This window comes from Duncaniella muris (assembly GCF_003024805.1).
Lineage (GTDB): Bacteria > Bacteroidota > Bacteroidia > Bacteroidales > Muribaculaceae > Duncaniella > Duncaniella muris.
The window spans coordinates 49,350-61,325 of the sequence record NZ_PUEC01000006.1 but is presented as its reverse complement, the minus strand read 5'-3'; the positions used below and the strand labels follow the sequence as shown (position 1 = coordinate 61,325).

6 protein-coding genes are annotated in these 11,976 nt (G+C 51.4%); 5 read left to right on the top strand and 1 reads right to left on the bottom strand.

All coding sequences use genetic code 11. From position 1 onward, the window contains the following. The first annotated feature begins 54 nt into the window (after positions 1–54). The 5 genes from C5O23_RS03855 to C5O23_RS03835 all read left to right on the top strand — a co-directional run bounded on the left by C5O23_RS03855 (position 55) and on the right by C5O23_RS03835 (position 11,275). Positions 55–3,234, top strand: a complete 3,180-nt coding sequence (locus tag C5O23_RS03855) for a SusC/RagA family TonB-linked outer membrane protein (RefSeq protein ID WP_107031649.1) — start codon at positions 55–57, stop codon at positions 3,232–3,234. Positions 3,235–3,267: 33 nt separating this feature from the next. Then, positions 3,268–4,977, top strand: a complete 1,710-nt coding sequence (locus C5O23_RS03850; RefSeq protein WP_107031648.1) for a RagB/SusD family nutrient uptake outer membrane protein — start codon at positions 3,268–3,270, stop codon at positions 4,975–4,977. A 45-nt stretch (positions 4,978–5,022) separates the two neighbouring features. Beyond that, complete coding sequence (locus C5O23_RS03845) at positions 5,023–7,029, top strand: hypothetical protein (protein ID WP_107031647.1); 2,007 nt, start codon at positions 5,023–5,025, stop codon at positions 7,027–7,029. A gap of 25 nt (positions 7,030–7,054) precedes the next feature. After that, positions 7,055–9,661, top strand: a complete 2,607-nt coding sequence (locus C5O23_RS03840; protein ID WP_107031646.1) for a hypothetical protein — start codon at positions 7,055–7,057, stop codon at positions 9,659–9,661. A 96-nt stretch (positions 9,662–9,757) separates the two neighbouring features. Then, complete coding sequence (locus tag C5O23_RS03835) at positions 9,758–11,275, top strand: cellulase family glycosylhydrolase (RefSeq protein ID WP_161553547.1); 1,518 nt, start codon at positions 9,758–9,760, stop codon at positions 11,273–11,275. Between the two features lie 125 nt (positions 11,276–11,400). Here C5O23_RS03835 and C5O23_RS03830 read toward each other — a convergent pair whose 3' ends face one another. Further along, positions 11,401–11,949: an HDIG domain-containing metalloprotein gene (locus C5O23_RS03830; protein WP_107031644.1), complete on the bottom strand. Its 549-nt coding sequence runs from the start codon at positions 11,947–11,949 to the stop codon at positions 11,401–11,403. Positions 11,950–11,976 lie beyond the last annotated feature (27 nt).

Genomic DNA, 11,976 nt, shown 5'->3' with positions numbered 1-11,976 from the left:
GAGAGAATAACAAAATCAGCAAGACTAACCAGTAAAACTAAATCTATTCATCTAATGGGAAAAAACAATTTGGAACGATGCAAGTCTCTGCGTCTCTTCCGGACTGCCCTGCTGGCATTCTGCCTTCTGGCCGGAATGACCGCATCGGCCGCTCCTCTGACTGTATCAGGTACAGTCACCCAGGCTTCCGACGGTGAACCGCTTGTCGGAGTCAGTGTCCTCATCAAGGGCTCGTCGCAAGGCACATCGACGGACATTGACGGCAACTATACCCTTAAGGCCGACGAAGGCGCCACTCTCGTATTCTCCTATGTAGGTTTCACAACCCGCGAAATCAAAGTGACGTCAGAACGCATGGATGTTGCTCTCGTAGAAGACTCCGAAGTACTTGACGAAGTCGTAGTCGTGGGCTACGGCGTCCAGAAAAAGAAACTTGTCACCGGAGCTACCGCACAGATCAAGGGTGATGACATCGCCAAGATGAACACCACTTCTCCACTGCAGGCTATGCAGGGCCAGCTCCCAGGCGTAAACATCGCCAGTGAGTCAGGACAGCCCGGAGCAGCCATGAAAGTGACAATCCGCGGTCTTGGAACAACAGGCAATGCTCAGCCTCTTTACCTCATTGACGGTATCGGCGGTGACATCTCTACTCTGAACCCTGCCGACATCGAAAGCATCGACGTGCTGAAAGACGCTGCCTCGGCAGCCATCTATGGCGCGCAGGCAGCCAACGGCGTTGTGCTCATCACCACCCGCCAGGGCCGTGAAGGCAAAGCCAAAGTCACTTTCGACGGCTACTACGGCTGGCAGTCGGCTCCCCGCAAAGCCAAGATGCTCAACGCTCAGGAATATATGACTATCATGGACGAACAGCAGATCAACAGCGGTCTCGCTCCCTATGACTGGTCGTCGATCAGCAGCATCTGGCGCCGTGATGCCGATGGCAACCCTGTTTCGGTCTATGACACCGACTGGATGGATGCAATGTTCAAGGACAACGCCAAGACTCAGAGCTACACTCTCGGTGTGACAGGCGGCTCGGTAAATTCAACCTATGCCATGTCTCTCGGCTATATCAATCAGGAAGGTATCGTAGGTGGCAAAGATGCTTCGGACTACTCCCGCTACAACTTCCGTATCAATTCAGACCATAAACTCTTTGACGGCATCATCACTGTCGGCGAACAGGCAAGCTTCGTTTACGTCAACTCAATCGGCATCGGCGTGGGCAACCAGTATAACAACACCCTCCGCGGCGCGTTCTACACATCTCCGCTCGCACCTATATATAATGCCGACGGCGATTTCAACTCAACCGTCAATTCCGACTGGAACAAGGGCGACGGCAACCCCTATGGCAACATGATGCTGCTTAAGAACGACAACAAGAGCGCCACTTTCTCAGGAAATGTCTACGCCCAGATCGAACCGATCAAGAATCTCAAGGTGCGCACCGTGTTCGGCGCTGTCTACGGTGCTTCCGAATACCGCAGCTTCGAGCCGGTCTTCCAGTTCACCTCGACTGACACCTCCCACTCCTACACCAAAGTAGCCCAGAACAAGACCAACTCTCTCGGCATGACCTGGACCAACACCGCTACCTACGACTGGGACATCAAAGACCACCATTTCAACGCTCTCATCGGTATGGAAAGCTACCGTTACTCAGGTTCTTATCTTGAAGCCAAGCAGAGCCATCTCAAAGAAGGCTTCGATGACTGGAGCCACGCATGGATCAGCAACGGCACAGCTGCCTCTACTGCCGACGGCCTCAACGCCGCAGGCTATCCTCATGACGAGTCTCGTTCGGTCAGCTACTTCGGACGTATTGGCTGGAACTGGAAAGAAAAATACATGATCAACGCCACCGTGCGCCGCGACGGCTCTTCGAAGTTTGCCCGTGGCCACCGCTTCGGCACCTTCCCCTCTGTTTCGGCAGGCTGGAACATCTCCAACGAAAAATTCATGGAATCTACCCGCTCATGGCTCGACTTCCTCAAAATCCGTGCAAGCTGGGGCCGCGTAGGTAATCAGAATATCGACAACTACCAGTATCTCTCACCGATCAAAAACCTCTACGCCAACTACTTCTTCGGACAGTACATGGGACCAAACGGTGTCTACAACGGTGAATACAACTCCACCTGGGCTGACAACTGGGGCGCATACCCCGAACGTCTCGGCAACCTCGACATCACCTGGGAAACTTCCGAGCAGACCGACTTCGGTTTTGACGCCCGCCTCTTTAACAGCCGTCTTGCCGTAGCATTTGACTTCTACCTCAAAAACACAAAAGACTGGCTCGTTGTGGCTCCGATTCTTGCCACCGCAGGTACTGACGCTCCATTCATCAACGGTGGTAACGTGAAAAACACCGGTGTCGAATTCAATCTCACCTGGACCGACGTAATCGGCCGCGACTTCTCCTACAGTGTAGGTGTCAACGGCGCGTTCAACAAAAACAAAGTCGGCTCGATCCCCAACCAGGACGGTATCATTCACGGCAATGTCAATGAACTCTACAACAATACCCCTGAATTCTACCGTGCTGAAAACGGCAATCCAATAGGATACTTCTGGGGCTTCAAGACCGCAGGCATCTTCCAGAACCAGGAACAGATCAACCAGTGGCTTCAGGCCGGCAACGGTGTGCTACAGGACAATGTGCAGCCCGGCGACGTGATCTTTGTCGACATCAACCGCGACGGTGTCATCAATGACAATGACAAAGTCAACCTCGGCAATGGCATGCCCAAGTTCACCTACGGCTTCAACATCAATCTCTACTACAAGAACTTCGATCTCGGCCTTGTCGCCACAGGTGCCGCCGGTCAGAAGATCGTGCAGAGCTACCGCAGCTGGGACAGTCAGCAGGCCAACTACACCACCCGTATCCTCGGCCGCTGGACAGGCGAAGGAACATCCAATAAAATTCCGCGTGTGACCAACCAGAACATCAACTGGCAGTTCTCCGACCTCTATGTGCAGGATGGCGATTTCCTCCGTCTCTCGAACCTCACCTTCGGCTACAACTTCGCTCCCCTCATGAAGCAGAAATGGTGCAGCAACGCCCGCCTCTACTTCCAGGTACAGAACCTCTACACATTCACCAAATATGACGGAATGGACCCGGAAATCGGTTATGGCACCCAGGCATGGGTATCAGGCGTAGACCTCGGCTACTATCCGCGTCCGCGCACATTCCTCTTCGGTGTGAACCTCGCGTTCTAAATTCACTTTCTTATAAAGTTTAGATCTATACAAATGAATAAATTTAAAGTCAACATACTCGCACTCGGTGTTGTCGGGCTGCTCGGCATGAGCTCATGCTCAGAAAGCTTCCTCGATGTAAATTCGATGACAAATTCCAACACCAACAATTTCTATAAGACCGAAGCCGATGCATGGCGCGCGCTGATCGGCTGCTACAACGGCTGGCGTCAGACTTCAACCGCTCCCGGCATAGGCTTCTACGTAGCCTCCACCGTCATGGGCGATGAATGCTACGGAGGCACAGGCAACTCCGATGCCCGCAACTATCAGGTCATCGACCGTTTTGACCAGAGCGAATCGCCCGCCGATCTCCAGATGTATGCACAGGACTGGAAAATGTACTATCAGGGAGTCTACCGCTGCAATGAGCTTATAACCCGTGAAGATCAGATCAAGTGGAAAGACAAAGACTCGAACCGCGGTCTCTACATGGGCGAATGTCATGCTCTCCGCGCCTTGCTCTATTTTGACATGGTACGCCTCTGGGGCAACATACCTCTGTTTCTCGAACCCGTCAATGAAAACCGCAGTCAGGCCGATCCCGCAGAAGTCTATGCTGCTATTTTCGAAGATCTCAAATATGCGATCGCCAATATTCCCGGCGATGCAAATCTTGAAAAATCACAGTTCGGCCGTATCACAAAATATGCCGCAGAGGCAATCCTTGCCCGTGCCTACCTTTATTATACAGGCTATTACGGACAGGAACCCGGTTTCACCAATGAATCCGGCGAAACCACAGGCGTTGTCACAAAGGCGGAAGCCCTTGCAGCTGTCGAAGATGTCATTGCCAGCGGCAACTACGAACTTCTGGACTCATACAAAGACTTCTGGCCGGCATCATCGCTCGTAGCCAATACAACCTCAGCCGGATGGAACGAAGCAGCCTCCACTTACGCAGGCGATGCCAACTCAGAGGTAGTGCTCAGCATGAACTTCACTCCGATGGCCTCATATGCTACCGAAGGATCGGCTGACGGCAACCGCTGGCAGGTGATGATGGGTATGCGTAGCCCGCTCAGCGTGGTTCCCTACTACTGCGGCTGGGGCGCATGCACCGTGATTCCCTCATTCATCAATTCCATCTATGATGCTGCCGATCCCCGCCGCACAGCAGGCGTGATTGATATTGCAGGCGAAGGCATCGGATCAGACGCAAACTTCAAACCGTCATATAATGACTGGCGTGAATATACGGGATATACCGTTAAAAAATATTCACCCATCGCTTTCTATCAGCTCGAAAACGGAGCTCTGGTCATAAAAAATGCTAATATGTCTACCGGAGCCGGTGATATGCAGATCAATAACTGTCAGCCGTACAATATTATACGCTATGCCGACGTTCTTCTGATGGCAGCCGAACTCGGCTCGCCTCAAGCTGCAACCTACATGCATCGCATTCGTTCGCGCGCCGGACTTTCAGACATCCCTGTCAATAAAGAAAACATCATGGCGGAACGTGCCCGTGAACTTGCCTTTGAAGGCATCCGTTACTGGGATCTCCTGCGTCAGGGAGTTGAAGTGATGGCTGATGCAGTTGTAGCCAGTGCCGGTTCCGTACAGAATGGCGGATCTCCCGCTCAGGTTTCATACAGCCGCAACAAGATCATTGCCACAAAGGGTCTTTCGCAGATACCCAACGATCAGATTATTCTTTCAAACGGTGTGCTTAAGCAGAACCCAGGTTGGGCTGATTGACCTTAAGGAAACACACAGTCATTATATTATTATTTTCTGAAAAACATGAAGCATAAGTTTTTTTATTCATTTCTTGCAGGCGTGGCTCTGTTGTTTTCTTCCACTGCCTGTACGCCGGAAGATGAATCCCTTCCCGCTCCTGATCTGACGGCTGCGGATCTCGTGGAAGGCAAAGCATACACAATTGAAATCGACCAGGCTACTAACAAGGTTAAAATGAAAAGCCTCCTTGGAAGCCGCTACGTCACAAGTTGGATTCATCCGCAGGGCATAGAGCGCAAAACCTCTACAGAAGCCAACATCCCCTTTGCCGGTGATTATGAAATCCGTTTCGGCGTAATGACCCGTGGCGGCATAGTCTATGGCGAACCCTATCGTTTCACACTCGAAAATACCAACGGTGACCTGCTGACAGACCCTCTCTGGACATACCTCACCGGTGGGGCCGACCAGTCAAAAACATGGGAGCTGGACACCAAAAACCTTGATTTAGGCGCGTTCACATTCATGTGCGCTCCGATGGGATGGGATAAATTTACCGACGGCAAAACATATACCGAGGCCGATTATCCCTCATATGCCGAAGATGGTGTCGATGACCCCAACTGGGTATGGCAGGCCGGTGCTCCTGACTGGCTGTTTGGCGATGCCGCCACTACCACAGCTACCATCGAGTCTATCCACGAACTCACGTTCGATCTCATCAATGGCGCAAATCTGACTGTCAACGGCCAGACAAAAGCGTTCGTCATGGACCCTGATAGAAAAACTATCACTATGCCTGCCGGATTGAACTGGCTTGGCGACCGCATTGGTGACTCGTATTTTGTCGACATGGTTAATATCGAACTGGTCAAACTCAACGAACACGTTCTCGGTCTCAAACTCATCCGTAACGACGGCAAAGGAGGCAACAAGGATCAGCGCATGGTTCTCTGCTTCGTTGAAAAAGGCTGGGACGGCGAGTGGCCTGTCACCGGACCGTCTCTGTCGACAGTTCCACCGGTTCTTCCTGAGTACAAGGATCTTGCCACGGATCTCTTCACCATTATCGGCGATGATGCTTCTTATCACGCAACCGCTGTCACATATCTCCTTGATTCTGAACAGCCCTATTGTCTTATGGAATGGGACGGTACAGTGAAGAACGGTGAAGGCAAGGTTGAAGGTGCATGGAAAAAACTCTCTGAACTCTATGGCACTCCCGCCTGTCCGGCTTTCTCTGATGACGAATTCGTAATGACAATGAATCGCTACACCGGCTACAAAGAGGATTCTGACGGCAAATTCAGCATCCCTTACAATGCCTACGGACTTGCTATTGAAGAACGCCTGGCGCAGACTGAATTCACCATTGAAGGCAACAAGATCGTGTTTGCACGGGAAGTGACACTTCTCGCCACTACTCCTGATCCCGTCAAGGGCAAAGAATTCACAGTCTTTGAATGTAACCCTGAAAACGGCACCCTCGTTATCGGTGTTCCCGTGGCTAAGGATGAAAACGGTGTCGCCAACCGCTATGTCTGTGCCAATCTGACTGTCAAGTCTCTTGGCGGTGGCCAGGCAGGTCCGACTGTTATTGCTGTAAATCCTGAATATCTTAACTGCTACATCCAGGATGACCACCACTATCGTCTGGAAGTCTACAACGCATTCTATGATGCCGATGGCCTCTATCCTGTTGATGTGACCAAACTCCGTCTCAAGAAAGGACAGACCATCAAGCTTGCATTCCGCCTCCCCGGCATCACCTGGACTGACGGAGCTGACCCCAAAGTAGTCTTCGGCCATAACTTCGATGACCTGGCTGCTTTCAACTGGGACTCAAATGACGCAGGTGTGTTCAGTAATCCGTCTGTTTCCCTCAACAAGGACGGTGTGACCGAAATCAGCCTGACCAATACCACCTCCGGAACTCTGAAATTTGAGGGCGCAAGCTGCTTCTCAATCTGCATACAGCAGAAGGGTCTTGTAGTGTCACCGCTTGACGCCGACGGAAATCTTGACGCAACTGTGGTCAAGCCCGAAATCGTTTCGCTGACAATTGAATAAACCATGAAACAAGGAAAATTTTAACATGAAAACCAAAATATTTCTCTGTGCGTCGCTCATGCTCGGCCTTTCCTTGGCTTCCTGCAATGACGATGACAATTATTTCATCTCGACGGACCCCGTTATAGACCAGTCATCGGTCACAACCGGCTCCTCTGATGTGACGGCCAACAGCGCAACCCTCCACGGAACGGTGGAGGGCCTGGCCGACAAGTCTGCTGCATTCTACTCTGTAGGATTCTACTATGGCGAGGATCAGAACAGTCTGACAAACCGCGTTGACGGTGTGCTTGACAAAAACGTCGTGATAGCCACTGTCGATGGCCTTGAGACCGGCAAGACATACTATTATCAGGTGTTTGTATCTCTCAAGGGCCAGGTTTCATTCCAGGGCGAAGTCAAGTCATTCGTGACCACCAGCGCCACCGTTGTCACGGACAATGTACAGACCGTTGATTTCGCATCAGCCACTATGGGCGGAGCCGTTACCGAAGCACCTGAAGGTGCCACAGTGGGTGTGGTTATATCTGCTGATCCTGATGTGGAGAAAGTCCGTGCAGGTCTCATTGTTCCCGCTGCGGAGCAGGCTGCCGCATTCTCTGTCGAAAAATCAGGCTTCGTTCCCGGAACCAAATATTACTATGCCGCTTATCTCGATCTTGGCGCAGGTGTCATCTACGGCGACGTGAAAGAATTCACCACTGACGCAAAGACCTTTGATGCCGATGCCGATTTCGTAGACCTCGGTCTCTCTGTCAAATGGGCAAAAAGCAATCTTGGCGCGAAATCAGAGTCTGACTTCGGAGGCCTCTTCGGCTTTGGAGATCTCTCAGGTGTCAATACATCGTATCTCCCCGAAGACTATGCTTCAGGCGACATCTATCGCACCAAGCAGGACCTCGCATGGAACGTGACTGGAGGTGTCGGAACACTTCCCTCTTACCAGGACTATGAGGAACTTTTTGCAAAATGTACAGCCGAATGGACTGAAGTTGAGGGCGTAGCCGGCTACAGACTGACCGGCCCCAACGGAAACTCCATCTTCCTTCCCGCTGCCGGCACTCGTACAGTCAGTGATATCAGCTCTCAGGGCACAGCAGGTTACTATGCCACAGGCTCTGTAAACAATGGCGATTTCTACTATGCCTATCAGTTCTCGTTGTCCAACAGAGCCCGCGCCTCTCTTCCTGTCTATCAGGCGGCAGCAGTCCGTGCCATTTCAACTGCCCGCAACATTCCGTTTGACAAGACAAAACTCTATGGCAAATGGTACATGGAAAACGGCCAGGACGGCAAACTCCACGTGTTTGAAGGTCCCTTCACCCAGTTTGGCGTAACTGACAACTGGAACACCATCACCAACAATCATCCCAATGTCGAACAGCAGATCGGATGGGAAATGGGAACCAACAACGGCTGGATCGGCTACACTTACGGCAAGGACTATGGCTACATGGAATTTCTTGAAGACGGAACCGTCAGCATCCATCGTATCGCCGAGGACGGAACAGTTACCGACGAGACCGGCCACTACACTATTGACGAAAAGAACGTTGTCCTTAACATTGACATTGACATTCTTTGCGGCAACACCTGGCTTGCCAACAAGTCGGGAAGCCTAAAGATCCTCGCTCTTGACAATGACGGACTCCGCATCGCCATCCCTGACGGAGACTACGGCTATGCAGTCAACTACTACAGTGAACGCAAACTGGAGTTCGATGACGCCATTCCGGTCAACTTCCAGTGTGTAGGCGGTGACTGGAACGGTGAATGGGGGGCGATCTGCGACCGCATTGATGCCGAAAAACTCGAAGGCAAACACACCGTGACCTATAACGGCACCGTCAATGGCGCTATGGTATTCAACATCGACTTCCAGAACCTTGTTGCAAAATATCCGACTGCCATCGTCTATATCAACGATATACGTTGTGACGGCAAGTCAATAAAATTTGATGCCAACAGATTCTTCTATGGCGACATTGAAGACAACGGCAACTACCGCATTGAGCTCTTCAACATCTGGGGCAAGGGCCAGCAGGGCGGCAAGGTTGTGGAAAGTCCTTTCAGTGCAGCCACAAATCTGGAAAGCGAGCCTGCATTCCAGGTTTCATCTGAACTTGAGATAGACTACACAATTAATCTCAGCCCCGCCTACTACACTCCGGGTCTTATCACAATCAATCCCTCATGGGGTGGTGACTGGACCGGTCCGAATGACGGATCGTTCACCGTTGTAGTTGACGAAAATTCAAAAATTGCCGCAAGCAAGAAGGATTTTGTCATCACTCTCAACTCCACAGACCATGCTGACGGATCGATAATGACATTTATCAACACCGAGCAGCTATATAAGGACTTCCCAGGCACTCACATGACTCTTACATCGCTTGAACTTGACGGCAACGCAGTAACCGGCTGGGATTCTGCCAAAGTTCTTAACTCTGATGACGGTGACAAGCATCGTCTTGAACTTTGGAACACTTATGGAATCACTGCATCTTCAGGCTGTGCCTTCGGCACACCCGTTCAGAGCGGTGGCGAGATGAAGATCGTGGAACTCGGATTCTCGAATTCGATGAGTGTAGGCTTCTCCGTTGACAGACTGTTCCCGGTTGTTGAATGGTGATTTTCAAATAACAGAAATAAAATTTATAGAGAAGTCCGGTGAGGCTTCAGTCCGGCCGGACTTCTTTATTTTTTGATAAAATATCTACAAATGAATATGACTAAATCAATTCTTTTTGCTTTCTGTACGGTGGCAGGCGGTTCGTTTGCCGCATCGTGTGACAATGACAGAAATGAAATGCGCTATGAAGTGATTCAGGTGCCCGATCAGCTTTTTGCCGATGGTATGACTGCTGCTGCGATTGGCGGACCTCAGACTTTTATAGTAAAGTCGCCTGCAGCCGTATCGGTTCAGGTTGAAAAAATAGATGAGGACGATGATCTAAAATGGATCAAAGCAGAAGTTGGTGACCGTACAGCCGACGGTTCCCCTGTGACTGTGATAACCGAACTTAATGAAACCCGCGGTCCGCGTTCGGCCCGTGTCTCGGTTTTTGCAGGCAACGTGGCCCGCGGCATGGTTGTCACTCAGCCTACCTATGCTCCTGTGGTGCCGGCCGAAACCCCCATCAACAATGTCAGCGCAACTGAGATTGCCAAAAACATCTTTGCAGGTGTCAACATCGGCAATACACTTGAAGCTCCTGACGGAGAAGGATCATGGTGTCGCCCTGTGACTGTCAGCTACATCCGTGGCCTTAAGGCCGCAGGTTTCAACGCCGTGCGTATCCCATGCGCCTGGAACAGCCACATTCAGGGTAAGACAACCGCTGAAAAAGCCAAAAATATAATTGATCCCGCCTGGCTTGATCGTGTTGACGAGATTGTAGGCTGGGTTATAGGCGAAGGCATGTATGCCATTGTGAACATCCATTGGGACGGTGGCTGGCTTGAAGAAAGCTGCGTAAACGGCTATGATGCTGACGTTGACAAAAAGCAGAGCACTTTTTGGACTCAGATCGCCAACAAACTCAACCACTATGACGAGCATCTTCTCTTTGCCGGCATGAACGAACCCGGCCAGCAGAATCAGTCTGCAGCCGGCCAGCAGCAGTCTGTCAATGCAATTATGGCCTATCAGCAGACCTTTGTCGACGCTGTCCGTGCTACAGGCGGAAACAATGCTTCACGAGTGCTGATCCATCAGACTCCTTTCACCAATATTGATGAAGGTGTCAGAGGCCTCTATAAACTTCCCGAAGATCCCGTAGCAGACCGTTCAATGGTCGAAGTGCATTTCTATGATCCCACTGACTTCACTATCATGGATAAAGACAACGCTTGGGGGGGTCCCAACAATCCTATCAAGCTTTACTGGGGTGAGGCCAACTTCGTGGCCGGTTCTGACCGCAACTGCACATGGCACAAAGAGGCAAATATTGATGCCCAGTTCAAGAAAGTGCAGGATGCCTACGTCAGCAAGGGAGTTCCTGCTATCATAGGCGAATATGGTGTTGCTTCTAACCGCAACATTGATAGCATGGATGTTGAAAAACACAAAGCAAGCCGCGCCTATTGGACTGAATATGTCACCAGATCGGCCAAGGCTCATGGCTGTGTGCCCTTCTTCTGGGAAACCGGTGGAGACATTGACCGTAACAACGGCAATCAGCTTAACGGCTATCTCTTCAATGCCCTCATGAACGGAGCTGCCAACGGCATCTATCCCTTCTGATAAAATGTCAGCTTTAGAGATTGTTTCTGCTGTGAGACATTCTCATAGACAATCTCTTAGAAACGGCCCGCATGAAAATTCTGTCTTCATGCGGGCCGTTATGTGTGTCTTGCGTTTTCGGAGGCTCACTCCTGCTCGCCAAACTCGCGATGGAGCGCCATGAAGCGCTCCAGAGTCTCAGGCGAAAGCCTTTGCATTGAGCGTATCACCTTTTCAAGCGGCTTGCGCTGCATGTCGCCGCTCTTTGAATAGAACTTGTCGGCATAGCAGACGAGGCGTTCTAGTGTTGACTGCGGCATGTAGTCCCCGTCAGGATCAAGAGGCAGATGCTGCCGGGCAATATCCTCACGGCTCAGGCCCGCTCCGGTATGGCGCTCGGCCACACGGGCGCAGTCCTCTCCAAGACCATCGCTGCGCAGCAGTGCGGCGCCAAGCACACCGTGGCGTATATAAGGCTCGTCGCCATGACACTCTATGCCGGGAGCGTCACACATGAAAATGCCGATGTCGTGGAGCATAGCGGTCTCTTCTACTGCCGCCTGATCAAGGCCGAGCCCTTTCCGGCGGTTGATTTCAAGTGCCAGATCGGCCACCGAACGGCAGTGGGCCATGTAAATATCCCGAAGGCAGCCGTCTTCGGGATAATATCTGTCAATCATTTCCTGCCATGTCATGGCTCAGTGTTGTGGATTGATTCTGTG

What these genes read in the sequence shown, in the direction of transcription:
- C5O23_RS03855 (WP_107031649.1), top strand. Translation starts at nt 55, where the DNA reads ATGGGAAAAAACAATTTGGAACGATGCAAGTCTCTGCGTCTCTTCCGG.
- C5O23_RS03850 (WP_107031648.1), top strand. Translation starts at nt 3,268, where the DNA reads ATGAATAAATTTAAAGTCAACATACTCGCACTCGGTGTTGTCGGGCTG.
- C5O23_RS03845 (WP_107031647.1), top strand. Translation starts at nt 5,023, where the DNA reads ATGAAGCATAAGTTTTTTTATTCATTTCTTGCAGGCGTGGCTCTGTTG.
- C5O23_RS03840 (WP_107031646.1), top strand. Translation starts at nt 7,055, where the DNA reads ATGAAAACCAAAATATTTCTCTGTGCGTCGCTCATGCTCGGCCTTTCC.
- C5O23_RS03835 (WP_161553547.1), top strand. Translation starts at nt 9,758, where the DNA reads ATGACTAAATCAATTCTTTTTGCTTTCTGTACGGTGGCAGGCGGTTCG.
- C5O23_RS03830 (WP_107031644.1), bottom strand. Translation starts at nt 11,949, where the DNA reads ATGACATGGCAGGAAATGATTGACAGATATTATCCCGAAGACGGCTGC.